Source organism: Sphingopyxis sp., assembly GCF_965279725.1.
Classification (GTDB): Bacteria; Pseudomonadota; Alphaproteobacteria; order Sphingomonadales; family Sphingomonadaceae; genus Sphingopyxis.
Genome location: NZ_CBDIIL010000001.1, coordinates 352,822 through 376,593 on the forward strand (window position 1 = coordinate 352,822; position 23,772 = coordinate 376,593).

21 protein-coding genes are annotated in these 23,772 nt (G+C 64.3%); 9 read left to right on the plus strand and 12 right to left on the minus strand.

From position 1 onward, the window contains the following. Positions 1-3 precede the first annotated feature (3 nt). The 3 genes from aspS to ACQY6T_RS01775 all read right to left on the minus strand — a co-directional run bounded on the left by aspS (position 4) and on the right by ACQY6T_RS01775 (position 3,728). A complete protein-coding gene (gene aspS / locus ACQY6T_RS01765) occupies positions 4-1,785 on the minus strand; it encodes an aspartate--tRNA ligase (RefSeq protein ID WP_428627712.1) in 1,782 nt (593 codons plus the stop codon). A gap of 102 nt (positions 1,786-1,887) precedes the next feature. Further along, on the minus strand, positions 1,888-3,399 hold the full coding sequence (locus ACQY6T_RS01770; protein ID WP_428627714.1) for an FAD-binding protein: 1,512 nt from the start codon (positions 3,397-3,399) through the stop codon (positions 1,888-1,890). Continuing rightward, the gene (locus tag ACQY6T_RS01775; protein ID WP_428627716.1) at positions 3,399-3,728 is read right to left on the minus strand and encodes a hypothetical protein; all 330 of its coding nucleotides are present in this window, start codon (positions 3,726-3,728) and stop codon (positions 3,399-3,401) included. The genes ACQY6T_RS01770 and ACQY6T_RS01775 overlap by 1 nt, the downstream gene beginning before the upstream one ends. Before the next feature lie 109 nt (positions 3,729-3,837). On the opposite strand from ACQY6T_RS01775, the gene rnd reads away from it, so the two are divergent. Continuing rightward, on the plus strand, positions 3,838-5,025 hold the full coding sequence (gene rnd, locus ACQY6T_RS01780; RefSeq protein WP_428627718.1) for a ribonuclease D: 1,188 nt from the start codon (positions 3,838-3,840) through the stop codon (positions 5,023-5,025). A gap of 42 nt (positions 5,026-5,067) precedes the next feature. Here rnd and ACQY6T_RS01785 read toward each other — a convergent pair whose 3' ends face one another. From ACQY6T_RS01785 to ACQY6T_RS01800, 4 genes are read right to left on the minus strand one after another with little or no spacing between them, the layout of a single operon-like run. Then, a complete protein-coding gene (locus ACQY6T_RS01785) occupies positions 5,068-6,552 on the minus strand; it encodes a Ppx/GppA family phosphatase (protein ID WP_428627721.1) in 1,485 nt (494 codons plus the stop codon). A gap of 3 nt (positions 6,553-6,555) precedes the next feature. Next, on the minus strand, positions 6,556-8,727 hold the full coding sequence (locus ACQY6T_RS01790) for an RNA degradosome polyphosphate kinase (protein ID WP_428627722.1): 2,172 nt from the start codon (positions 8,725-8,727) through the stop codon (positions 6,556-6,558). Continuing rightward, on the minus strand, positions 8,718-9,377 hold the full coding sequence (locus ACQY6T_RS01795; RefSeq protein WP_428627725.1) for an HdaA/DnaA family protein: 660 nt from the start codon (positions 9,375-9,377) through the stop codon (positions 8,718-8,720). Before ACQY6T_RS01795 ends, ACQY6T_RS01790 begins: the two co-directional genes overlap by 10 nt. Further along, positions 9,377-10,648: a heavy-metal-associated domain-containing protein gene (locus ACQY6T_RS01800; RefSeq protein ID WP_428627727.1), complete on the minus strand. Its 1,272-nt coding sequence runs from the start codon at positions 10,646-10,648 to the stop codon at positions 9,377-9,379. Before ACQY6T_RS01800 ends, ACQY6T_RS01795 begins: the two co-directional genes overlap by 1 nt. Before the next feature lie 85 nt (positions 10,649-10,733). Between ACQY6T_RS01800 and purM the strand changes: the two genes are divergently transcribed. Genes purM through ACQY6T_RS01815 form a run of 3 tightly spaced genes read left to right on the plus strand, consistent with a single transcriptional unit; the run spans position 10,734 to position 13,341 of the window. Next, a complete protein-coding gene (gene purM, locus ACQY6T_RS01805; protein ID WP_428627729.1) occupies positions 10,734-11,840 on the plus strand; it encodes a phosphoribosylformylglycinamidine cyclo-ligase in 1,107 nt (368 codons plus the stop codon). After that, complete coding sequence (purN, locus tag ACQY6T_RS01810) at positions 11,833-12,783, plus strand: phosphoribosylglycinamide formyltransferase (protein WP_428627731.1); 951 nt, start codon at positions 11,833-11,835, stop codon at positions 12,781-12,783. The genes purM and purN overlap by 8 nt, the downstream gene beginning before the upstream one ends. A 9-nt stretch (positions 12,784-12,792) precedes the next feature. Next, positions 12,793-13,341, plus strand: coding sequence for a hypothetical protein (locus ACQY6T_RS01815; protein ID WP_428627733.1), 549 nt, complete (start codon positions 12,793-12,795; stop codon positions 13,339-13,341). Between the two features lie 53 nt (positions 13,342-13,394). Here the strand turns inward: ACQY6T_RS01815 and ndk are convergent, their stop codons facing one another. From ndk to ACQY6T_RS01835, 4 genes are all read right to left on the minus strand, one after another. Continuing rightward, positions 13,395-13,817 carry a nucleoside-diphosphate kinase gene (ndk, locus tag ACQY6T_RS01820; protein ID WP_037518700.1) on the minus strand — a complete coding sequence of 141 codons (423 nt, stop codon included), beginning with the start codon at positions 13,815-13,817 and terminating at the stop codon, positions 13,395-13,397. Between the two features lie 99 nt (positions 13,818-13,916). Continuing rightward, positions 13,917-14,444, minus strand: a complete 528-nt coding sequence (locus ACQY6T_RS01825; protein WP_428627736.1) for a hypothetical protein — start codon at positions 14,442-14,444, stop codon at positions 13,917-13,919. 72 nt (positions 14,445-14,516) lie between these two features. Beyond that, a complete protein-coding gene (locus ACQY6T_RS01830) occupies positions 14,517-14,966 on the minus strand; it encodes a DNA polymerase III subunit chi (protein ID WP_428627738.1) in 450 nt (149 codons plus the stop codon). Between the two features lie 12 nt (positions 14,967-14,978). Continuing rightward, positions 14,979-16,448: a leucyl aminopeptidase gene (locus ACQY6T_RS01835; protein ID WP_428627741.1), complete on the minus strand. Its 1,470-nt coding sequence runs from the start codon at positions 16,446-16,448 to the stop codon at positions 14,979-14,981. 131 nt (positions 16,449-16,579) lie between these two features. Between ACQY6T_RS01835 and ACQY6T_RS01840 the strand changes: the two genes are divergently transcribed. The 5 genes from ACQY6T_RS01840 to ACQY6T_RS01860 all read left to right on the plus strand — a co-directional run bounded on the left by ACQY6T_RS01840 (position 16,580) and on the right by ACQY6T_RS01860 (position 23,329). After that, the gene (locus ACQY6T_RS01840) at positions 16,580-18,883 is read left to right on the plus strand and encodes an LPS-assembly protein LptD (protein WP_428627743.1); all 2,304 of its coding nucleotides are present in this window, start codon (positions 16,580-16,582) and stop codon (positions 18,881-18,883) included. Positions 18,884-19,016: 133 nt separating this feature from the next. Continuing rightward, positions 19,017-20,357 carry a peptidylprolyl isomerase gene (locus ACQY6T_RS01845; RefSeq protein ID WP_428627745.1) on the plus strand — a complete coding sequence of 447 codons (1,341 nt, stop codon included), beginning with the start codon at positions 19,017-19,019 and terminating at the stop codon, positions 20,355-20,357. After that, complete coding sequence (pdxA, locus tag ACQY6T_RS01850; protein WP_428627747.1) at positions 20,357-21,376, plus strand: 4-hydroxythreonine-4-phosphate dehydrogenase PdxA; 1,020 nt, start codon at positions 20,357-20,359, stop codon at positions 21,374-21,376. The genes ACQY6T_RS01845 and pdxA overlap by 1 nt, the downstream gene beginning before the upstream one ends. An 11-nt stretch (positions 21,377-21,387) precedes the next feature. Further along, entirely contained in the window at positions 21,388-22,212 is an 825-nt protein-coding gene (rsmA, locus tag ACQY6T_RS01855; protein WP_428627749.1) for a 16S rRNA (adenine(1518)-N(6)/adenine(1519)-N(6))-dimethyltransferase RsmA, read from the plus strand. A gap of 286 nt (positions 22,213-22,498) precedes the next feature. After that, on the plus strand, positions 22,499-23,329 hold the full coding sequence (locus ACQY6T_RS01860; RefSeq protein WP_428627752.1) for a 23S rRNA (adenine(2030)-N(6))-methyltransferase RlmJ: 831 nt from the start codon (positions 22,499-22,501) through the stop codon (positions 23,327-23,329). A gap of 81 nt (positions 23,330-23,410) precedes the next feature. Here the strand turns inward: ACQY6T_RS01860 and ACQY6T_RS01865 are convergent, their stop codons facing one another. Further along, positions 23,411-23,731, minus strand: a complete 321-nt coding sequence (locus tag ACQY6T_RS01865; protein ID WP_428627755.1) for a hypothetical protein — start codon at positions 23,729-23,731, stop codon at positions 23,411-23,413. Positions 23,732-23,772 lie beyond the last annotated feature (41 nt).

Below are 23,772 nucleotides of genomic sequence, written 5' to 3' on the forward strand. Positions count from 1 at the left end.
GCCTTAACCCTTCGGCCCGTCGACGACGCGGATGCCGAGTTCCTTGAGCTGCCGGTCGCTGACCGGCGCCGGGGCATTCATCATCAGATCCTCAGCTTTCTGGTTCATCGGGAAGATGACGACTTCGCGGATGTTCGGTTCGTCGGCGAGCAGCATCACGATGCGGTCGACGCCGGGGGCCGAACCGCCGTGCGGCGGGGCGCCAAATTTGAACGCGTTGATCATCCCGCTGAAGTTCGCATCGACGTCGGCCTGGCTGTAGCCAGCGATTTCGAACGCCTTGTACATGATGTCGGGGCGATGGTTGCGGATCGCGCCTGACGACAGTTCGACGCCGTTGCACACGATGTCATATTGCCACGCGAGAATGTCGAGCGGGTCCTTGGTTTCAAGCGCTTCGAGTTCGCCCTGCGGCATCGAAAAGGGGTTGTGGCTGAAATCGATCTTGCCGGTGTCTTCGTCGGCCTCGAACATCGGGAAATCGACGATCCAGCACATTTCAAATTTTGACGGATCGATCAGGTCGAGCTGTTCGGCGACGCGAGTGCGGGCGAGGCCCGCGAGCTTTGCGGCCTGTGCTTCCTTGCCGGCGGCAAAGAACAGGCCGTCATCGGGGCCGGTGCCAAGCGCGGCGGCGAGCGCGTCCATCTGTTCGGTGCCGTGGTTCTTGGCAATCGGGCCGCCCCATTCGCCGCCCTTGCGCGTCGCATAGCCGAGGCCGGCAAAGCCTTCGCTCTGCGCCCAGCTGTTCATGTCGTCGAAGAATTTGCGGCTTTTTTCCGCGGTCGCGGGCGCCGGGATCGCGCGGACGACGTCGCCCGCCGCAACGATATCGGCGAAGCGGCCGAAGCCCGAACCGGTGAAGTGCGACGACACATCGGTGATGATCAGCGGGTTGCGCAGGTCGGGTTTGTCATTGCCGTATTTCAGCATCGATTCGCGATACGGGATGCGCGGGAACGAACCGGCGGGGGTCACCGACTTGCCGTTGGCGAACTCCTCGAACACGCCCGCAAGAACGGGCTCGATCGCGCTGAACACGTCGTCCTGGGTGACGAAGCTCATTTCGAAATCGAGCTGGTAGAATTCGCCGGGGCTGCGGTCAGCGCGCGCGTCTTCGTCGCGGAAGCAGGGGGCGATCTGGAAATAGCGGTCGAAACCGGCAACCATCAGCAGCTGTTTGAACATCTGCGGCGCCTGCGGCAGCGCATAAAATTTGCCGGGGTGGACGCGGCTGGGAACCAGATAATCGCGCGCGCCTTCGGGCGACGAGGCGGTCAGGATCGGGGTCTGAAATTCGGTGAAACCCTGATCGACCATGCGGCGGCGCAGGCTGGCGATCACGTTCGAGCGCAGCATGATGTTGGCGTGGAGGCGTTCGCGGCGCAGATCGAGGAAGCGGTATTTCAGGCGGATATCCTCAGGATAATCCTGTTCGCCGGCGACCGGCATCGGCAGCTCGATCGCCGCCGACTGGACAATGACGTCGCGCGCGCGCACTTCAATCGCGCCCGTCGGCAGGTTGGTGTTGGTCGTCTCAGTCGAGCGGGCGACGACGTCGCCGGTGATCGTCACGACGCTTTCCGCGCGCAGACCGTCGAGCGTCGCGAAGACCGCATCACTGCTGTCGGCGACGATCTGGGTCAGCCCATAATGATCGCGCAGATCGACGAAAAGCAGCCCGCCATGATCGCGCTTGCGATGCACCCAGCCCGAGACACGGACCGACTGGCCGACCTGTTCGGCGCGAAGCTGGCCGCAGTTATGGGTGCGATAGGCGTGCATTTGATCGTCTTTCAATGTTCGGGAAGGCACGCGGGAAAAACGCGCCGATATGGCCGCGCCTAAGGCAGCGCGGCGCGCCATTTGTCAAGGTGGAAGGCCAAATCAGCAGGTCAATCCAAGCCCGTCGAGCACCGCGCTGCCGAACAGCGCGCGGTGCGCGGGGTCGGGTATCAGCCGGTCGCGCGCGGTGCGCCAGCGGCGGAAATCCTCGCCATAATCGGCGGCAACGCGCGCCGCATCGAGGTGACAGCTTTTGGCCCAATGGCGCGTGAACGCGATCCCCTCGGCATCGAGCCGATCGACGACGCGGGCATAGGCGTCGGCGGTGCGCGGACTGCGCGGACCGTCGAAATCGATCACCGCATTGTGCGGGAAGCGCGCGGGCGCGAGCAGCCCCTCGGCGCGCGCCATGAAGCGCACCGTGACGACGGTCGAGCCGCCGTGGCGCGCATAGACCGCACAGATCAGCTCGAACGCCCGCGCCAGATCGGCGCGGTCGATGGTGACCGAGGCGTTGAACAGGTCCGCCAAGGGCCGGTGCGTGTCGAGCCCCTCGCCCCAGCTGCCATAGACCGCCGGAGCATCAACATCGGGGCCGCTGGCATAGCCCTGCTTCATCGCAAATTGTAGCAGCGCGCCCCGCGCCCACGGATAAGCGTCGAGCAGCCGTCCCAGCAGGCTGAGCGCATCATAGCCTGCACCCATCTGTCCAGGCGTCGCACGCGGGTAATCGTCGCGCCACGACTCGCGATAGAGGAAGCGGAGCATAGCGGGGCGCTTGAACGGCTGGTACGGGTTCACGATCATCTGGACAAAATCGGGATCGCGATCGAGCGAATAGGCCGCCGAGAAACGGCAAAAATCGCCCGCAGCCAGCCAGTCGAGCGCTGCGCGATCCACCTTGCGCCGATTCTGGATCGGGCGGACAAGGAATTTCGGCACACTGTCGACAACTAGCGCCGTGACGATGCCGAGCGACCCAACCGGGAGCTGTGCCGCGGCAAAAACCTCGTCGTTGCGCAGCGGGGTCGAACCGGTCGCCGCAACAAAGGCCGCCCTCATCACCCCCGCAGCGGGCTCGATCCAGTGGACGCCGGCAGGCGTCACGATCTGCACCGCGCGAATATGGTCCTGGATGCCGCCGCGCGCGATCATCGAGCCATGGGTGCCGGTCGCGCAAGCACCCGCGAACGTCTGACCGTTGCCCGCACCGCTGGTCCACAACGACCGACCCTGTGCCTCCAGCTTGTCCGACACTTCATCAACCAGCGCCCCCGCTTCGATCAGCATCAGCCCGCTGGCATCAACGCCGGGCCGCACGTCGGCGGGGTCGATACGAAAACAACGGTTGAAGCGGCGAGTGTGGAGCAGCCAGCATTGCGAGGCGATGTTGACGTTCGACGGCGACCAGCCCGCGCCGAGCGGACGGACACGGCGTTTTGCCGCTGTAGCCTCGACCAGCCAGTCCTGCACGGCCTGCGCCGCGATCGCGATCTCGTCGCGTCCGCGCGGCGCATCGCCGCTGCGCAGCGCAAACCGCGTCGCCGCTTCGCACGTGCCGGTGCCATGATAGTTGGTCCAGCGCCCTTCGTCACCGAGTCGCACGAGCGGCATCAAGCGTCTCCCAACGGCAAGATACCAGCGTGCGCACGCCATGCGACGGTGACCGGGCGCAGAAAACCGAAACTGGCAATCGCAACCAGCATCTGGCGCCGCGTCGCGAAAACGCGGACGTCGCACAGGCCATGATCGGATTCGGGTGTCACGAACGGCTGCGCAGCTTGGGCCGCAAAACCCCAGCCCTTCAGCGTTACAATCATCGATTCTTCGTCGAGCGGCCGCGGGTTGGCGATCGATACGAAAATATCGGCCTGCCCCGCCATATATTGCCCGAAAAGAAACGCAAAACCGAGCGCAGCCAGCGCCCAACCGACCCACATCATGCCCCAAATCCCTTCGTCTTTAGCTTTGGCCGGTATTCCGGCTCCGCGACCCGAAGAGCGCGGGCAATTTTTCCTGCCCGTCTGCACCAACTAGCTGTATAGGCGCGCTATGCAAGTCCATCCGCTCATCGAAACCAGCGCCGAACTCGTCGAATTTTGCGACCTCATCAAAAACAGCGATTTCATCGCCGTCGACACCGAATTCATGCGCGAAAATACTTTCTGGCCAGAGCTTTGCCTGATCCAGGTGGCCGACCGCGAGCATGCCGCGGCGATCGATCCGCTGGCGCCCGGCATGGATTTGAAGCCGTTGCTCGATCTGATCGTCGATAATCAGGATATGCTCAAAGTCTTTCACGCGGGCGGGCAGGATGTCGAAATCATCTTTAACCTGACCGGCAAGACGCCGCATCCGATTTTCGATACTCAGATCGGCCAGATGGCGATCGGTCAGGCCGAACAGGTCGGCTATTCGAACCTGGTCGAAGCGTGGATCGGGCTGCAACTCGACAAGGGCGCGCGCTTTACCGACTGGAGCCGCCGTCCGCTCGACAAGCGCCAGATCGACTATGCGGTGGGCGATGTCACCCACCTCGCCAAGATTTTTCCGATGATGCTCGACAAGCTGATCAAGACCGACCGCGGCCATTGGCTTGACGAAGAAATGGAAAAGCTCGCCGACCCCAGCAATTACAGCGTCGACCCTGAAAAGGCTTGGCACCGCATCAAGATCCCCTCGCGCAAGCTCGACGTGCTGGGCCGCTTGCAATCGCTCGCCGCATGGCGCGAGCGCGAAGCGCGGTCGAAGAACCTGCCGCGCGGCCGCATCGTCAAGGACGAAACGCTCGCCGACATCGCCGCGCATCCGCCCAAAGATCAGGACGGCTTGGGCCGCGTCCGCGGTCTGTCGGCGACCTGGCGCAGCAACGACATCGGCGCGCGGCTGATGGACGCGCTGGCCAATGCCAAGCCGATGGACAAGGACGAAATGCCCGACCGCGCACCCCGCGGTCCGGGGCTGGGCAAGGAAGGCGTATTGGTCGCCGACCTGTTGAAACTCTTATTGAAAATTCGTGCTCGGGAGCTGAACGTCGCATCGCGATTGATCGCACGCAGCGACGATCTGGAAGCCCTGGCCGCTGGCGGACGCGAAGGCATCGCGATGATGCAGGGCTGGCGTTATGACGTCTTCGGACACGCAGCGCTCGACCTGGTTGAGGGGCGAATGGGTTTTGCCGTCAAGCATGGCAAGCTGGTGATGAGCGAAATCGACGCGGCGACGGCTGCCGAGGCCTAAACCTTTGACTTGATAAACGTCGCCTTCGCGGGCGCGACGGGATTAGAGCAGTACCAGCTCCGACTTGACCTCAAGCGACTGCGCCAGCGAACGCAACCGGCGCTCGACCGATTCACCCGCCAGATGATGCCAGCCGCGATCAAGGCTGAGTTTCAGTTTGCCATCGACCAGCGCGATATGGCTGGCCTTCAGCGGCGCCTCGACCCCGCCGGTCAGTCGCTGCGCCAACCGGATCGCCAGCCCCCATTGCCGCGCCCTTGCCAGACGGTCGGGTGCCACCAGCGGCCCCATGTCAGGAAAATCGCTGTCGGCGCCGCCGAACCCGGCGTGGAGGGCGCGGGCGAGCAGGATGCGGCCCGGGATGTCGATGCCACGCCAATTGCCGTGCAGCCCGATCTCGGTGCCGCGTTCGGCGCGGAAATCGGGGTTGGCCGACCAGGCGACGTCGCTGAGCAGGCTGGCGGCGAGCCGGACGCGGCTGTCGGCGGGCGCCTCGCCGTCGAACAACGGTGCAATCCAGTCCGTAATCGCCCGGCCGTGCGGGGCAAAGCGCGCAAGTCGGCGGCCCTCGAACTCTGCGGCGACGATTAGCGGATCCTGCGCGCGCGTTTCGGTGTCGAGCGCCTGGTAGAGCAACCCTTCGCGGAGCCCGGACGACGATACGGTCATTTCAGGGACATCAAGAATATTGACCAGCGCGGCGAGCAGCGCCGCCGCATCGGGCAAGGCGGCGGCGCGGTTCGATGCCATGCCGGGGATCGCGCGCATCTCTTCGAAGGTCAGCCGATGGGTAGCGCGCACCAGTCGGCGCAGCGCGGAACGCGGCAGGCTGTGCTGGTCGAGCACCGCGAGCGGATCGCGCGTCAGTTCGAGGTCGAGCCGCGACAGAGCGCGCCACGATCCGCCGACCAGATAAAGCGGCAGACCCGTCATTCCGTCTGGCCAGCCCGCCGAGCGTAGCATCTTGCGGACCGCGCGCTCGAACGCCTGTTGCCCTTCCTTGCGCAGCGCCGGCAGGCGAAGCACCCCAAGCGGAAAGGACGCCCGGCGCCCGACCTGGCCGTCGGCCACCTCGGCCAGCTCAAGGCTGCCACCGCCCAGGTCGACCGCAACGCCGCGCGCGTCGGGGATTGCCGACAGCACGCCATAGCCCGCCGCCTCGGCCTCTTCTTCACCCGAAAGCAAACGAATCTTCAGGCCGGCGTCGGCCGCCGCAGCGATAAATTCGGGACCATTTTCGGCGTCACGCACCGCCGCAGTGGCGACGCATTGCAGATCCTGGACCTCCATATGCTTGGCGAGCAACGCATAGCGCCGTAACGCGGTCAGCCCGCGCATCGCATCCTCGTCGGCGATGCGGCCATCAATCGCGAGTCCGCGACCGAGCCCGGCCGCAACCTTTTCGTTAAAGATCACCGCCGGCGCGCGCGCCGGTCCTTCATAAACGACCAGACGAACCGAGTTCGATCCGATGTCGATGACAGCCGAACGGTGCACCGCCTGCTTCGAGGACAGCGGCAGCGCCAAGGGTCAGGCCTCGCGCATCGTGAAGGCGAGCGTCGGGACATCCTGTCGTTTGTGCAATGCCGTGCCGCGACCCGACAACGACGGGTTGTTCATGAAATAATGATGCAGATTAAACGGCTTGTCGTCCGGAGTTACGCGCACATAGATGCCGTCAGGTTGCAGTTCCCAGCTCTGTTCATTGTCGATGAGGTTCGCGACCAGCACCTGATCGAGGATCTGGTCGTGGACGGTCGGATTCTCGATCGGGATCATATATTCGACGCGGCGATCGAAATTGCGCGGCATCCAGTCGGCGCTGCTGATGTACAGCTTGGCCCGCTGATGCGGCAACGACGCGCCGTTGGCGAATGCCCAGACCCGGCTATGCTCCAGGAAACGGCCGACCACGGATTTGACGCGGATCGTTTCCGATAGGCCGGGTACGCCCGGGCGCAGGCAGCAGATTCCGCGCACGATCAATTCAACCGGCACCCCCGCCGCGCTTGCCTCGTATAATTTGTCGATGATGCCGGGATCGACAAGGCTGTTCATCTTGGCCCAGACGCCCGACGGCTGCCTCGATTTTGCCGAACGGATTTCGGCGTCGATCAGCTCGCAAAGATGCGCCCGCATGTTCAGCGGCGACATGGTGATCATGTCGAGCCGTTCGGGTTCGACATAGCCGGTGATATAATTGAACAGCTGCGCCGCATCGCGGCCGGCGCGCGGATCGGCGGTAAAGAAGCTGAGATCGGTATAGATGCGCGCGGTCACCGGATGATAATTGCCGGTGCCGAAGTGGCAGTAGGTGCGATACCCCTGCCCTTCGCGGCGGACGACCATCGAAATCTTGGCGTGCGTCTTCCACTCGATAAAGCCGTAAACGACCTGTACCCCGGCGCGTTCGAGCTGGTTCGCCCAGAGCAGATTTTGCTCCTCGTCAAAGCGGGCCTTGAGTTCGACGACCGCGGTCACCGACTTGCCCGCCTCGGCCGCCTCGATCAGCGCACGGATCACCGGCGACTGGTCGCCGGCGCGATAGAGTGTCTGCTTGATCGCCACGACGTCGGGGTCGGCGGCGGCCTGGCGCAGGAAGGCGAGGACGACTTCGAAGCTTTCATAGGGATGGTGGACGAGAATGTCCTTGCTGCGGATTGCAGCAAAACAGTCGCCGCCATGTTCGCGAATGCGTTCGGGAAAACGCGCCGAATAGGCAGGGAATTTCAGGTCGGGGCGATCGACATCGACCAGCGCCGACAGCGCCGCCAGTCCGACGAAACCGCCGATCTTGGCAACGATCGCCTCATGCCCCTGAATATCGGCGTTGAGCACTTCGGCAATCTCGCCCGGCATATCGGCTTCAAGCTCGAGCAGGATGACGCGGCCGCGGCGGCGGCGGCGGATCGCGGTGCGGAACAGGCGTACCAGATCCTCGGCTTCTTCTTCCAGCTCGATGTCGCTGTCGCGAATGATGCGGAACACGCCCAGCGAACGGATGGTGAAGCCGGGGAACAGGAGGTCACCGAAAATCTCGATCAGATATTCGATGGGCACGAAGGCCTGAGCCTGCCCCGGTACCAAAACGAACCGCGGCAACGCGGCAGGAATCAGCACCAGTTCACGGACCGTTTCGCCCGTCGCCTTACGTTGCAGGTCAAAGATGATCCCCAGCCCGCGGTTCGGGATGAACGGAAAGGGATGCGCGGGATCGAGCACCTGCGGGGTCAGGATCGGAAAAATCTGGTCGATAAAATATTGCCGCAGCGCGGCGCGTAGCGGTTCGCGATCGGAGCCGGTGCCGTGCACGACAATGCCTTGTTCGCCGAGCAGCTTGTGGAGCCGCTGCCATTCGCTCTGCTGTTGGTCGACCAGCCGGTTCACCTCGGCCTCGATCTCGGCCAGCTGCTGGCTGGGCGAACGACCGTCGGCCGACGGATCGTCGATCCCCTGCAGCTGCTGCCCCTTCAGCCCCGCGACGCGGACCATGAAAAATTCGTCGAGATTGCTGCCCGAAATCGACAGGAAGCGCAGGCGTTCGAGCAGCGGGTGCGCGGGGTTGCGCGCCTCCTCCATCACCCGGCGGTTGAACGCCAGCCAGCTGAGTTCGCGGTTGAAGAAGCGGTTTGGATCTGACGGCGTCTGGAACGCACCGCTGGCGTCGTTGTCGGCGCGAAGGGATTGTCCGGTTATCGACATGTATCGGCATCCTGTCGTTCAAGGAAATCGGGATCGATCAGCCCCTGTGACAGTAATGTTTCACGCGTAAGACGAATGCCGACGCGCCGCCCCTGTTCGAGCGAAGCCGCGTCGAGCGCCGCGACGACGCGGTGGATCATCGCATAGCTGCGCTCCATCCGCGGCACGATGTAGGATGCGACCCCGGGTGCCAGCGCCATGCCGCGCTGCGCGAACAGCGCTTCGATCAGGTCGCGGGCCAGGCAATCGTCGGGCTCCGCGATCGACAGCACCGGAACCGCGCGCAGGCGTGAGGCGAGGTCGGGCAGCGCGATGGCCCATTCTGCGGGTGGCGAATCGGCGATGATAAGCAACGGCGCGCCACTGGTCTGCGCCGCGTTCCAGGCGTGGAAGATGTCCTCTTCGGAACTACTGTCATGTCCGTCGATGACCCGGCCGCCGGTTTCGCGCGCGAACAGGCGTCCGATCAGGCTGCGTCCCGAACCGCGCGGTCCGAAGAGCACCGCGGTGCGGACCGGCCAGGTCGAAACATGGCGCAAATAGCGCACGGCATCGGCATTGCTCGTGCCGACGATGAGCGGCCCGTCGTTCGTGCCGCCCGCGCTCCAATCGAGTGGTAAGGCGATCTGGCCGGGCGCCGGGCGCCCCATCAGCGGCTGATCCGCAGCGTGTTGCCGCCCTCCTGGACCTTGAAACCACGCGCCGCCAGCGCTGCCTTGAGCGCCGCCGCATCGCCGCGGAAGGTCACCCGCATGACCGACATGCCGCCGAGCGCGAGACTGGTCGTGGATGCCGACTGAACCCCCGATATACCGCCAACGGCGCGCTCGGTCGCCGTCACCGATTCGACGTCGGGCGAGCTATATTGGACGGTGTAACCCTGCACCCCGGCAGGCGCGGTGGTCGGCACGCTGCTGTCGGTTTCGCTGGGCAGGGCATCCTCGGCGGCCGTCGCTACTTCTTCGGGCAGATCCTCTTTCTCGACCGGCTTTTCGAGAACCAGATAGGTGTCGGTGCGCAGCACACCCGCCGCCAGCGCGTCAATGTATATACGGTCCATCTGCGCGACCGCCTTTTCCATCATGTCGGGGAGCGCCGCGGGGCTGGGGCCGGTCATCGTAAAGCTGGAGATCAGCTTGCTGTCGGGGCCGAAACGTGCGGTAAAATAGCCTTTGATCGGCCCGCCGGGATAGGAATATTCGACGCGCGCGATCGGGGTCAGCACGTCGGCGGCCCCATATTGGTCGAGAATGACGCGCCACCAGATGCGCCCGCGGCGCCCGGTCTGCCCCGCGTTGAGCAGCAGCGTATCGGCGCCGGTACCCGCGGTGCGGACATAATCGATCGCGCTTTGACCCGTATTATATTCGGCCCACGCGCGCTGCCAGGCGCTGCGCTGTTCGAACACCTGCGGGATGCCGTCGATCGAATAGACGGGAATGACGAGTAGGGGCGGTGAACGGAGCGTCCGGCCGCTGACGCCCAAAATCTGTCCGGCGCGCACGCGGTCGAACTGGACGCCGAGCCGCGCAACATAACGGCGCGGGCCGATCTGTTCCTGTTCGACGACGATCGCAGTGACGATGCCATCGAGCACCGAATCGCCCAGCGCCGGGCCATCGCTGCCGTTCAATTTGCGATACAGCTGGGTCCAGCCCTGCCGCTGCGCCTCGCGCCACCCTTTTTCGCGCGCGTCATCGGCATTGTCGCCGGTGACGTCGACCAGGATGCCGCTGGCCAGGAAATCGCCGCTGCTGTTGATCGGGGTGATGCCGCGATCGCCGCGGCTGATCTGCCCTTCGACGACGCCGACGAGCAGGACCGCGAAGAACAGGCCGAAGAGCACGGCCCAGCGCCCGCCGCGCGGCAACGCAACGTCTTTGAACCGGTGGACGAACGGAAGGGGAGCGGTGGAAATCATCTCTTCTCTATGCTCTGCCCAAAAGCGCACGCGCGGACAAGGAAATCATGGCATTTGTCGGCTGGAACCGTTAGTCGCGCGGGCCATGGATTCCAAGCACAACCAGCCCGCCCCCTACACTTATGCCCAGTCGGGTGTGTCGATCGACGCCGGCAATGCGCTGGTCCGTGCCATCGCCCCGCTGGCGCGGGCGACAAGGCGCCCCGGCGCCGACGCCGACCTGGGCGGATTCGGCGGCTTTTTCGACCTGAAGGCGGCCGGGTTTACTGATCCCCTGCTCGTCGCAGCGAACGACGGCGTCGGCACCAAGCTCAAACTCGCGATCGAATCGGGGCGGCATGACGGCGTCGGGATCGATCTGGTCGCGATGTGCGTCAACGACCTGATCGTCCAGGGCGCCGAGCCGCTGTTTTTCCTGGATTATTATGCGACGGCCCAGCTCGACAACGACATCGCCACCCAAGTTGTCGCGAGCATCGCCGAGGGCTGCAAGCTGGCCGGGTGCGCGCTGATTGGCGGCGAAACCGCGGAAATGCCGGGGATGTACAGCGAGGGCGACTACGATCTGGCTGGCTTCTGCGTCGGCGCGGTCGAGCGCGATCAGGTGCTGACCGCCGACAAGGTCGCGGCGGGCGACGTGATTTTGGGCCTCGCCTCGTCGGGCGTGCATTCGAACGGCTTCTCACTCGTGCGGCGGCTCGCGGCGGACAAGGGGTGGAAACTCGACCGCCCTGCCCTGTTCGACCAGACAGTCCTGTTGATCGACGCGCTGATGGCGCCGACCCGCATCTATGTAAAAAGCCTGTTGCCGCTGGTGAAGACCGGCAAGATCCACGCGCTGGCGCACATCACCGGCGGCGGGCTGCTCGAAAATATCCCGCGCATCCTGCCCAAAACCTTGCACGCGCATGTCAGTGCCGACGCTTGGGAGCAGCCGCGGTTGATGGCGTTCCTGCAGGCGCAGGGGCATATCGAGCCCGAAGAGATGGCGCGAACGTTCAATTGCGGGATCGGCATGGCGGTTGTGGTGGCCGAAGGCGATGTTGCCGATGTAATGGCGGCGCTCGAAGCGGCGGGTGAGACGGTGTTTCGCATCGGCCATGTCGCCGAGGGCGCCAAGGGCTGCACCGTGACCGGCGGGGCCGAGACGTGGAGCGCGATGGCTGCGTGGTCGGCCACGCATAATGGCTAAGGCGCGGGTCGCCGTCCTGATTTCGGGCGCCGGCACCAACATGGCGGCGCTGCTATATGCCGCGAAAGCCGAACCCTGCCCCTTTGAGATCGTCCTGGTTGCCAGCAACGTGCCGGGCGCCCCGGGTCTGGCCATTGCGCAGGCCGAGGGTGTGGCGACCTGGAGCCTGTCGCACAAGGGCATGAACCGCGACGCTTTCGACGCGCTGGTCGATGCCCAGTTGCGCGGCGCCAAAGCTGATTTTGTCGCGCTCGCGGGCTATATGCGGATCCTGAGCGACGATTTTGTCGCGCGCTGGACGGGCAAGATGCTCAACATCCACCCCAGCCTGCTGCCGCTTTACAAGGGGCTCGACACCCACCAGCGGGCGATCGACGCGGGCGACAAATTCGGCGGGTGCAGCGTCCATATCGTCACCCCCGGTGTCGATGACGGCCCGGTGCTGGCGCAGACGCCCGTCGCGATCCTGCCCGGCGACACCGTCGAGACACTGGCGGCGCGAGTGCGGATTGCCGAGCATCAGCTGTATCCGCCGACGCTTGCGGCCTTTGTGTCGCGCGAACGCTCCCCGGAATATGTGATTGGCCGCGTTCGCGAATTCGCGATGGCGCTGCCCGAGGCCGACGAGGTAACCTCGCACGGCATGCCGTGTTTCGGTATCGTGAAGGGCAAGAAATTCGCCTATTTCAACGAACACCATCACGGCGACGGCAAAATCGCGCTGCTGGTCAAGATCAGCGGTGCCGATGAGCAGGCGGCGCTGATCGAGATGGACGAAGACCGCTATTACCGCCCCGCCTATTTCGGCGACGGCTGGGTCGGTATCCGGCTCGACCTTGGCGACACCGACTGGGACGCGATCGGCGAATGGCTGCGCAAAAGCTGGCTGGCGGTCGCGCCGAAGAAACTCGCCGGGTTGATGGGTATCGCCGACGAATTTTAAGGGGGGCAGATGGACCAGTGGATGGCGTGGGCGGGAACCGCCCTTTCGGTTTTCATCACGGCGGCAGGCTTTTACATGGGCTGGCGGCGGTATCAGTCCGACAGCCTGCGCAGCCGCGACGTCGCCGTGTGGGCCGACAAGGCGATCGCGATGCTACTGACCGTCGAGCTTTGCGCCAAGCCGGGCACACCGATCGGCGGCGACGAACAAGTCAGGCGGCTCAGCGACGCCTATTTCACACTGAGCGCGCTGACCGAACAGGGCCGACTGTTCTTCGTCAACATCGGCGAGCGCGACGGCACACGGGCGGGCGGAACCTACGACGGTCGACGGCCAAAGCTGCTCGATCCGCTGGTGATCGCGCACAAGGCGGCGGAGCGGATGATCGATCGGCCCGACGAGACCAGCGGAGCGCTGCATGCGGTGCTCGTGGAGCAGCGCAAGGCGTTCGTCGCCCACGTCCAGTCGGAAATCGGCCGCCGCCAGTCGATCGCGCGGGATTCGCGCAAAGGCGGCGAAACCTCCGACCTCGACGCGATGATCGCCGAAAAGGCATGAAAAAGCCGCCGGATCGCTCCGGCGGCCTCTTCAGATCAGCTTTGCCGTTCGGCTTAGCCGACGATTTCTTCGGGCTTGAAGAAGTAAGCGATTTCGATCGCGGCATTCTCGTCGCTGTCCGAACCGTGGACGGTGTTCGCTTCGATGCTTTCGGCCAGTTCCTTGCGGATGGTGCCAGGGGCAGCGTCCTTGGGGTTGGTGGCGCCCATGATGTCGCGGTTGGCCTGCATGGCGTTCTCGCCTTCCAAGACCTGGACGACGACCGGACCGCTGATCATGAAATCAACGAGTTCGCCGAAGAAGGGGCGTTCCTTGTGGACCGCGTAAAAGCCTTCGGCCTGTTCGCGGCTCATATGGATGCGCTTCGAAGCAACGACGCGCAGGCCGGCGTCTTCCAGCATCTTGGTGACGGCGCCGGTGATGTTGCGGCGCGTGGCGTCGGGCTTGATGATCGAAAAAGTGCGAGTGACCGCCATGGAGGAAGCTCCTGCTTTGTTATGGTTTGCGATGCGCGCGCCTCTAGCCGCGCTTTTGCTGCACTGCAAGGCGGGAGCGTGGGCTAGCGCTGCGGCCGGTCAGTCGCCGCTGCCGTAAGTGATCGTTCCGATCACCTGCGCGCCCTGCTGCGTCGCGGTGATCTGGACGCCAGCTTTGGTATCTCCTGCCTTTTCGGCGCCGATGATCGCGCTGTCGCCGGTGGTGATCTCGCTCGTCACCTTCATGCCCGCCGCCTCGGCCTGTTTGCGGAAATGGGCGATCACGTCGGCGGCCTTCGCGTTGACTTCGAAACTGGCCATGCCGCCGGTGCCGTCGGTGCCGCTGGCAGCAAATCCGCCGGTCAGCTTCGATCCGGGATAGGCGGTGAAGCCTGCAGGAAGCTTGGCATTCGCGGCACCGCCACCGAACTGCATCTCGCCTTCGTCGGTCTTGATGGTGACATTGCTCATCTCGCCATCTTCGCTGGCGGTGACCTTATAGTCCGCGGTCTTGCCGGTTTCGGGATCGGTATAGGTGCCGCTCGCCACTTCGGATTCCGATTTGGAACCGCAGGCGCTGAGAAGCAGCGCGCTGGCGGCCAAGGCGGTGAAGGCAAGACGGGTCATTGATCGGCTCCTGTTGCTGGTCATGCTGCTCCGTGCCATCGCAGAAGTCCCGACGCGGTGACCGTGGTCACATCACGGCCCCTCCGACCAGCGGCCGCGATCATCCTGTTTCCAGAAATGGGTTTCGACGTCTTCGACGGCGCTGAGCTTGCGCCAGGTCGCGCGCGCGTCGTCGACGCGGCTGTTGTCGAAGAGCAGGAAGGTGCGATCGAATTCCAAGGCTTCGTCGCGCCACTCCCCATCGGCGAGTGCGACCAGCCGGGCGTGGTTGGGCGGCGCGGGGTCGAGCGTTCCCGAAATGAGGATCGGTTCGATCGCTTCATCGGGCGACCCCGCGGCGCCGTGCGGCAAGAAACTGGCGGGGGTCAGCGTCCACAGCGCCTCGTCGATCGCCTGCCGCTGCATCGCCGGGGCGGCGACGATCAGCAGGCGGTCGCCCGCGCCCAATATGCGCGTCGCGATGGCGGGGAGCACCCGTTCGACGGGGTCGCGGGTCAGCCGGTAAAAGTCGACGCGCGCCATGCTCCCCTGCCCTTAACCCTCGTGATTTTCGGCGATGTAGCGATCAAGCAGACGCACGCCATAGCCGGTCGCGCCCTTGGCATAGACCGGGCCATCCTTGTCACCCCATGCCACACCCGCGATGTCGAGATGCGCCCAGGCGACGCCGTCGTCGACAAAGCGTTTCAGGAACTGCGCCGCGGTGATCGAGCCGCCTTCGCGCGGACCGATATTCTTCATGTCGGCGATCGGGCTGTCGATCAGTTTGTCGTAAGCCGCCGACAGCGGGAAGCGCCATAGCTTGTTGTTGCTGGTCTCACCTGCCGCGATCAGCTGCGCCGCGAGGCTTTCGTCATTGGCGAAAATGCCCGCATATTCATGCCCGAGCGAGATCACCATCGCGCCGGTCAGCGTCGCCAGATCGACGATCACCTTGGGCTCATAGATTTTCTGCACCCAGCTGATCGCGTCGCACAGCACCAGCCGTCCCTCGGCATCGGTGTTGAGCACTTCGACCGTCTGGCCCGACATGGTGGTGACGATGTCGCCGGGGCGCATCGCATTGCCGTCGGGCATATTTTCGACGAGCCCGACGACGCCGACGACATTCGCCTTGGCCTTGCGGCCCGCAATCGCCTTCATCGCGCCCGCGACGGCGCCCGCGCCGCCCATGTCCCATTTCATCATGTCCATGCCCGCGGCAGGCTTGATGCTGATGCCGCCGGTGTCGAAGGTCACGCCCTTGCCGACGAAACAGACGGGCTTGTCGCCCGCCTTGCCGCCGTTCCAGCGCATCGCGAGCAGCCGGGGCGGACGGGTCGAGCCCTGCGCCACCCCGAGCAGCGCGCCCATGCCCAGCGCCTTCATCTGGCGTTCGTCCAGGACTTCGATTTCGACGCCGAGGTCGGCGAGATGCTGGCAGCGCTCGACGAAGCTTTCGGGGTAAAGGATGTTCGGCGGCTCGGCGACCAGGGTCTGGGTCAGCGCGACGCCGTCGGCAATCGCCGCATTGTCGGCCCAACGCGCCGACAGATTGCCGTGCGACGAGGCGACGGTCAGCGTCTTGACGCTCGGCTTCGCCGTATCGGCCAGCCGGGTGCGATAGGTGTCGATGCGCCAGTCGCGCAGCTTCGCCCCCATCGCAAACGCCAGAACATCATCCTCATCAACGTCGCCAGCGCTCGCGAAATCGACATGGACCGCCGCCGCGCCGCTGGTTTGGAGTCGCGCCGTGAGCGCGCCGCCGGCGCGTTCGAGGTCATGCACGGTGCCTTCGCCGATCCCGACCAGCACCAAGCGCAGGACCCGCCCGCCATCGACCGCCGCGGTTTCAGCAATGCCGCCCGCCGCGCCTTCAAAGCGGGCCTGTGCCGCGGCACCTCCCAACAGGACACCATGCGGTTCCCCGAGCGCCGCGACGAACGCGCCGAGTTCGCCCTTGCGGACCGGAAAAGCGATAACGTCGGCAGACGCATCGATTTGCGCGACAAAGTGAATATCCATGCGGTAACTCTCTCATGCGATGATTGATTGCGGCGTGCGGGACCGATAGGGGTTTCGCTTGCGAGTTGCAAAAACAAAGCAGCCGGTCCAACCCGGGCGGACGTGACAAATAAGTGGGACGAAGTATTTCAATGACGTTGGCTTTGTTCCCCGGAACGCCAGGCGCACGGCCTTTCTGGCTTGCCACCGCCAGCGGCCTTGCGCTGCTCGCCAGCCCCGCGCTCGCCCAGCAAGCAACCGAATCGCCGGCGCCGCAAGACGTCGCGGGCCAGCCCAATCTGCAAACCCCTGACGTCGCGCCGCTCACCAGCAACGCCCCCGCCGTAAGCGCCGAAGACCAGGTGGGTTTCGCCGCCGATACCCTGAATTACGATAGCGACACCGAAGTCGTGGTTGCCGAGGGCAATGTCGCGATGAATCGCGAGGCGATATCGATGCGCGCCGACAAGGTGACCTGGGACCGCAAGACCGGTCAGGTTTTTGCCGAGGGCAATGTCGCGATCAAAAACCCTGAAGGCGACATCGCCTATGGCGACAAGATCGAGCTGACCGACAGTCTGCGCGATGGGGTCGTCGAGAATCTGCTCGTGGTCCTCGACAACGGATCGCGGATGGCAGCGGTCAGAGGCACGCGGTTCGAGAATGGCAACATCGAGCTGGAAAACGCTGTTTACACCGCCTGCTCGGTCGAGGATTCGGAAGGTTGCCCGAAAAATCCGAGCTGGCAGATCCGCGCCGTCCGCGTCACCTACGACAAGGCGAAGAACAAGATTCGCTATAAGGGCGCTCGCGTCGAGATTTTCGGCCTGCCGCTGATCCCGTTGCCCGGTCTGAGCCATCCCGCGAACAGCGAGGCGGGGGGCGGTCTGCTGGTCCCTGAAATCCGGCTCGACCGCAGCAACGGGTTCGAAATCGCGGTGCCATATTATCTGCGGCTTGCCGCCGATCGCGACATCACGGTCACCCCGCATCTCTACACCGGCGCCGCGCCGATGATCGAGGGCGAGTTCCGCGCGCTGACCGACATCGGGTCGTTCCGTGTCAACGGCTACGGGACCTATGGCTCGCTCGTGCCGCTGACGGGCGAAGACCTGGACAGCCGCAAGCGGTTCCGCGGCTATCTGGAAAGCGCCGGAAAATTCCAGTTCGATCCGCGCTGGAGCCTTTCTTATTCGGGCCGCATCGCGACCGACCGCACCTTCATGCGCCGCTATGACATCAGCCGCGACGACCGGCTGCGCTCGACCTTCGAGCTCGAACGGATCGGCGGCAGCAGCTATCTGTCGATCGCTGGCTGGGCGACGCAGACGCTGCGCGCGAACGACCAACAAGGCCAGCAGCCGATCGCGCTGCCGATCATAGATTACCGCAAGCGGTTCGCCGATCCGGTGCTAGGCGGCCAGGTCGAACTGCAACTCAACACTCTGGCGATCGGCCGTACCGAGGGGCAAGATACCCAGCGCGCCTTTGCCGGCGCGCGCTGGGATTTGCGCGGGCTGACCCGGCTGGGGCAAGAGGTCACGCTGACCGCGCTCGTCCGCGGCGACGTCTATCACAGCGACGAAAATCTGCTGACCTCAATCCCCGGCTATCGCGGTAAATCTGGGTGGCAGACGCGCGGGATTGCCGCGGTCGCCGCCGATATGCGCTGGCCGTTCGTCGGCGAATTCGCCGGCGGCACCCAGACGCTGACCCCGCGGGTCCAGATCGTCGCCACCCCGCCGATCAAAAATCTCGATATTCCGAACGAGGATTCGCGGGCGTTCGACCTCGAAGACAGCAACTTGTTCTCGATCAACCGCTTCAACGGATATGATCGTTTCGAGGACGGCGCGCGCATTACTTACGGCGTCGAGTGGAATTACAACCGTCCGGGCTTCAACATCAGCAGCAGTGTCGGCCAAAGCTATCGCCTGTCGAACAAGCCGAGCTTGTTTCCCGACGGGACCGGCCTGACCGATCGGACGTCCGACATCGTTGGCCGCACGACGATTGCTTACCGCGATTTCCTGCGCCTGACGCACCGCTACCGGCTCGACAAAGATAATTTCGCGATCCGTCGCAATGAATTCGACGCCACGATCGGCAGCCGCTCGACCTACGCCGTGCTCGGCTATTCGCGGCTGAACCGCGACATCCTGCTGCTGGGTGAGGATTTGCAGGATCGCGAGGAAGCGCGCGTCGGCGGTCGGGTTGCGGTGGCCCGCAACTGGTCGGTCTTTGGCTCGGCAATCGTCGACCTGACAGAGCGGAGCGACGATCCGCTGAGCTCCGCCGACGGGTTCGAGCCGATTCGCCATCGCCTGGGCGTCGCCTATGACGACGACTGCCTGTCGATCGCGCTGACCTGGCGCCGCGATTATGCCGACACCGGCGATGCGCGGCGCGGTAACAGCTTCTCGTTCCGCGTCGCGTTCCGCAATCTGGGATTCTGAGCATATCGCTCAGCCTAGGTTCAGCGTTTGCGGGCTATCAGAAGCCATCAAACGGTCGATATGGCGGATTGCGCTGGACCATCGGGCGCATCCGCTGATACGGAGCGTCGGGACTTTCTCGAATAGGGTAAAGATGACCAAATTTACGACCATGATCGGCCTGATCGCCGTGGCCGCCGTCGGCATTACGCCTGTGCTGGCCCAGACCGTCAGCGACGACGACGTTCCGACGACCAGCCTGAATATTCCGGGCAATGTCCAGATCTTTGGCGACGCAAAACCCAATGTATATCGGCCATCGGCAACCATCAACGGCGAGATCATCACCGCGACCGATATCGAACAGCGCATGGCGTTGATCCGGATCGCCAACAACAATGTCGAACTGCCACCCGAAGAATTGCAGCGGTTGCGCAGTCAGGTGTTCAGCAACCTGATCGACGAAAAACTGCAGATCCAGGAAGCCAAGGCGGCCGACATCACGATCGACGAAAATGTCGTCAACGAACAGTTCGCCCGGCTTGCGACTCGCTTTAAGCAGTCGCCCGATCAATTTTCGACCTATCTCATCAGCAAGGGATCGTCGTCCGCCGCGGTGAAGCAGCAGATTCGGGGCGAATTCGCCTGGGATCGCCTGTTGTCGCGCAATATCCAGTCGACGACCAACGTATCGACCGAAGAAGTCGAATCAGTGGTGCAGCGGATGAATGATTCCAAGGGGCAGGACGAGTTTCATCTTGGTGAAATCTATCTTTCGGCGCCGCCTGAAAATGTCGCCGCGGTGACCGAAAACGCGCAGAAGATCATCCAGGCGTTGCAAGCCGGCGGTAGCTTTGCCGCTTATGCACGTCAGTTTTCGGAAGCCTCGACGGCTGTCGTCGGCGGCGACCTTGGCTGGGTGAAGGCGGGTCAGCTGCCTGCTTCGATGTCCGAAGCAGCGACGCAGATGCAACCCGGCCAGCTGGTCGGCCCGATCCAGGTTCCCGGCGGGGTGTCGATCATGCTGATGATCGATCGTCGCCAGGTGCTGACCGCCGACCCGCGCGATGCGGTGCTCAGCCTGAAGCAGATTTCGCTCGATTTTGCGGCCGGCACGACGCAAGCGCGCGCATCCGAGCTGGCCGGGCAGTTCGCTGAAGCCACCCGCAATATTGCCGGTTGCGGCGGCGCCGACGCCGTTGCTGCGCAGCTTGGTGCCAATGTGGTGTCGCGCGACAATATCGAGATGCGCGCCCTGCCCGCGCCGCTTCAAAATACGCTGCTCAACTTGCAGATCGGGCAGACGACCCAGCCGTTCGGCGCCGCTAACGAAGGGGTCAGCGTCCTGGTGCTGTGTGGCCGCGACCTACCGCAGACCGCGACTGCACCGAATATGGAGCAGATCGAACAGCGCCTGCTCGAAGAAAAGGTCAACAAGCGGGCTCAGCGCTATCTGCGCGACCTGCGCCGGGATGCCGTGATCGAATATAGCTAATGTCCGACGCCAATCTTCGACAGCCGATCGCGGTCACCATGGGCGACCCGGCCGGCGTCGGACCCGAAGTCACCGCCCGCGCTTGGGCCGCGCGCCGCGAACATGGCCTGCCCGCGTTCGTCGCGATCGGCGATATTGCGACGATTGCGGCTGTCTGGGATGGCCCGATCGCACGGGTCGGGGACATGGACGAGGTCCAGCGAACCTTCGAAGACGCCCTGCCGGTCTGGCACCTCGAGGACAGCGGGCCGCTGACCCCCGGCACCCCGACCGCGGCGGGCGCGACCTGCGCCCTGCACGCGCTCGAAACCGGGATTGGACTGACCCGTAACCAGGCCAGCTCTGCGCTGGTCACCGGATCGGTTTCCAAATTCGCGCTCCACGGCATTGGCTATACCCACCCCGGGCAAACCGAATTTATCGCCGAACGCTGCGGCGTGACTGCCACGAACGCGGTGATGATGCTGGCGGGACCGGCGCTGCGCGTCGTCCCGCTGACGGTCCATATTCCGCTGATCGAAGTGTCCGAGCGGCTGACTATTGAATTGATCGTCGCCAAGGCGCGGATCGTCGCACGCGGTTTGAAGCGCGATTTCGGCATTGAAGCCCCACGTATCGCGCTCGCGGGCCTGAACCCGCACGCCGGTGAAAACGGCCAGCTCGGCAGCGAGGAAGAGCGGATCATGAAGCCGGCGCTCGCGCAACTTGCCGAGGAAGGCCTGATCGTCGACGGCCCGCTTGCCGCCGACAGTCTGTTCGCGCCCAGCGTCCGTGCACGGTACGATGCGCTATTGTGCGCCTATCATGATCAGGCGCTCACCCCGTTCAAGGCGCTGCATTTCCATGACGGCGTCAACCTGACCCTGGGCCTGCCGATCATCCGCACCTCACCCGACCATGGTACCGCGTTCAATATCGCCGGCACCGGGACCGCCGACCCCGGCCCCACCATCGCAGCGATTGCGATGGCGGCAAAGCTGGCCATGGCGCGCGAGCGCATTTGCGCGCCAGCCAAGTGACGGCGCGCGCCGTGCCTCATCTGCCCCCGCTGCGCGAGACGGTGCGCGTGCACGGGTTGCAGGCCAGCAAGGCGCTGGGCCAGAATTTCCTGTTCGACGAGCAATTGCTCGACCGGATCGCGGCGCTGCCCGGCGATCTGGATGGTGCGACGGTGTTCGAGGTCGGCCCCGGCCCCGGCGGGCTGACACGCGCGCTGCTCCGCGCCGGGGCGAAGGTGATTGCGGTCGAACGCGACGACCGCTGCCTGCCGCTGCTCGCCGAACTGGGCGAAGCGTTTCCCGGGCAACTGACGGTCATCGCCGACGACGCGATGGCGGTGGATGTCGACGCGCTGACTGGCGGCGCCCCTTATCATATCGTCGCCAACCTGCCGTATAATGTCGGCACCGCGCTGTTTACCCGATGGCTGGAGCCAGCCGCATGGCCACCGCGCTGGCAATCGCTGACGCTAATGTTTCAGCAAGAGGTCGCCGAACGGATCGTCGCGCCGGTCGGCTCGGGCGCCTTTGGCCGACTCGCTGTGCTGGCGCAGTGGCGCTCGACTGCGAAGATCGCCATGAAAGTCCACCGTTCGGCCTTCACCCCGCCGCCCAAGGTGATGTCGGCGATAATCCATGTGGTACCAGCCGACCAGCCCGAAGGCGTCAATCCGAGACTGCTGTCGAAACTGACCGAAAAAGGCTTTGGCCAGCGGCGCAAGATGCTGCGCCAGAGCCTTAAAGGGCTTGAAGGCGCGGTTGCCGCGGCGGAGGCGCTCGGGATCGATCCGACGCGCAGGGCCGAAACCGTCAGCGTCGCCGAATGGGTGTCGCTGGCGCGAGCGCTGGAGGCGTAGAGTCGGCTTTCGACCGATCATCGATCCAAGGCATTCGACATTGACGCGCGCGAACGGCGAAGCGCCGCAGTTCTGATACTGCCGTGTTACATGTAAGTTCGGCTGACATCGGGCGGGCGGGCGCTTCGCGGCGATGCCGATCGCATCCGGCTCCCCGCTGATCGAATATTCCCATGCGGCCCGGAGGCCTGTGTCTCCGCCGCCGGTGACGATCGCGAACGCGGGGTTGAGGCTTTGCACAGAATGCTTTTGAAGGTTTCCGCCCGACTCTATACGGGCACCGGAAATGAATTATCGCCATTCCTTCCATGCCGGCAATAGCGCCGATGTCGTAAAGCACAGCCTGCTGATCGCCCTCGTGCGAGCCTTGCAGCAAAAACAGGGCGCGCTGACCCTGATCGACACCCATGCCGGTTGCGGGCTGTACGACCTTGGCGGCGAGGAGGCGAGGCGCACGGGCGAGGCCACACAGGGCGTGCTGCGCGCCTTTGCCGACCCGAATTCCTTGCTGGACGACTACCGCGCCGCCGTACGGGCAGTGAATGTCGGGGACGAGCCGCACCTCTACCCCGGATCGCCGCAGGTTCTGGCGCAGCTATTGCGCCCGCAGGATTTCCTGATCCTCAACGAAAAACACCCCGACGACGCGTACACGCTGCGCGGCGTAATGCGCGGCACACCCGCCGCTGTGCATCAGCGCGACGCCTATGAACTTTGGCTGGCGATGCTGCCGCCCCGCACCGCGCGCGGCGTGGTGGTGGTCGATCCGCCGTATGAGCAGACCGATGAGCGCGCCCGGATCACCGCCACCCTCGCCGCTGCGCACCGCAAATGGGCGCATGGCGTGACGGTCATATGGTATCCGCTGAAAGACCGCGCGACGCATCAGCAGTGGAAGAACAAGCTGCGGAACCTCGGCATACCGAAATTCCTGGTCGTCGAGCATTGGTTATATGACGCCGATCAGCCCGACATTTATAACGGCGCGGGCCTTTTTATCGTCAACCCGCCCTACGCCTTCACGCAGGCGCTGCCGCCGCTGCTGGAAGCGCTGCGTGCCGCGTTGGCGCCGGAGGGGCATAGGGGAGCGATCACAACCGATTGGTTGAGCGATTAAAGTAAACCCTCATCTTCCCCTTCTCCCAAAGGAGAAATTGCCCCGCTTCAGGCTGAATGCCAGTGCTCCAGACGATTGCGCTTAGTGGCCGTCGGCATCAACCATGAAGACCGTCGGCTTGCCGCGAGAAGCCGGGTCCCATCCTGCCGACAATGCCGCTCGCACCCCTCGCGAGGCGATCACGTCGTTGATGTGCGAACGCCCTTTCGGCAATCCTTTCAACAGGCGCTTTGGCGTCGGAAATTCCAGCACGGCTTCGCGTGGCATATCTCTCTGGCGCAAGGCGACCCTCATGCCCCTCCAGCCTTCGGACGAGGACAGTTGGGGCTCGCTCAGGAGTTCCCAGTCATATTTGACACCATCGATTAGGACGGTGCCGCCGCGGCCGTGCATGTGAAGCATAGGATGCCCTTAGCATGTTAGGCGCGGCGCTCCAGTCGGTT

Coding starts and splice junctions, on each gene's coding strand:
- aspS (WP_428627712.1), bottom strand. CDS start 1,785: ATGCACGCCTATCGCACCCATAACTGCGGCCAGCTTCGCGCCGAACAG.
- ACQY6T_RS01770 (WP_428627714.1), bottom strand. CDS start 3,399: ATGCCGCTCGTGCGACTCGGTGACGAAGGGCGCTGGACCAACTATCAT.
- ACQY6T_RS01775 (WP_428627716.1), bottom strand. CDS start 3,728: ATGATGTGGGTCGGTTGGGCGCTGGCTGCGCTCGGTTTTGCGTTTCTT.
- rnd (WP_428627718.1), top strand. CDS start 3,838: ATGCAAGTCCATCCGCTCATCGAAACCAGCGCCGAACTCGTCGAATTT.
- ACQY6T_RS01790 (WP_428627722.1), bottom strand. CDS start 8,727: ATGTCGATAACCGGACAATCCCTTCGCGCCGACAACGACGCCAGCGGT.
- ACQY6T_RS01795 (WP_428627725.1), bottom strand. CDS start 9,377: ATGGGGCGCCCGGCGCCCGGCCAGATCGCCTTACCACTCGATTGGAGC.
- ACQY6T_RS01800 (WP_428627727.1), bottom strand. CDS start 10,648: ATGATTTCCACCGCTCCCCTTCCGTTCGTCCACCGGTTCAAAGACGTT.
- purM (WP_428627729.1), top strand. CDS start 10,734: ATGGATTCCAAGCACAACCAGCCCGCCCCCTACACTTATGCCCAGTCG.
- purN (WP_428627731.1), top strand. CDS start 11,833: ATGGCTAAGGCGCGGGTCGCCGTCCTGATTTCGGGCGCCGGCACCAAC.
- ACQY6T_RS01815 (WP_428627733.1), top strand. CDS start 12,793: ATGGACCAGTGGATGGCGTGGGCGGGAACCGCCCTTTCGGTTTTCATC.
- ndk (WP_037518700.1), bottom strand. CDS start 13,817: ATGGCGGTCACTCGCACTTTTTCGATCATCAAGCCCGACGCCACGCGC.
- ACQY6T_RS01825 (WP_428627736.1), bottom strand. CDS start 14,444: ATGACCCGTCTTGCCTTCACCGCCTTGGCCGCCAGCGCGCTGCTTCTC.
- ACQY6T_RS01830 (WP_428627738.1), bottom strand. CDS start 14,966: ATGGCGCGCGTCGACTTTTACCGGCTGACCCGCGACCCCGTCGAACGG.
- ACQY6T_RS01835 (WP_428627741.1), bottom strand. CDS start 16,448: ATGGATATTCACTTTGTCGCGCAAATCGATGCGTCTGCCGACGTTATC.
- ACQY6T_RS01840 (WP_428627743.1), top strand. CDS start 16,580: ATGACGTTGGCTTTGTTCCCCGGAACGCCAGGCGCACGGCCTTTCTGG.
- ACQY6T_RS01845 (WP_428627745.1), top strand. CDS start 19,017: ATGACCAAATTTACGACCATGATCGGCCTGATCGCCGTGGCCGCCGTC.
- pdxA (WP_428627747.1), top strand. CDS start 20,357: ATGTCCGACGCCAATCTTCGACAGCCGATCGCGGTCACCATGGGCGAC.
- ACQY6T_RS01860 (WP_428627752.1), top strand. CDS start 22,499: ATGAATTATCGCCATTCCTTCCATGCCGGCAATAGCGCCGATGTCGTA.
- ACQY6T_RS01865 (WP_428627755.1), bottom strand. CDS start 23,731: ATGCTTCACATGCACGGCCGCGGCGGCACCGTCCTAATCGATGGTGTC.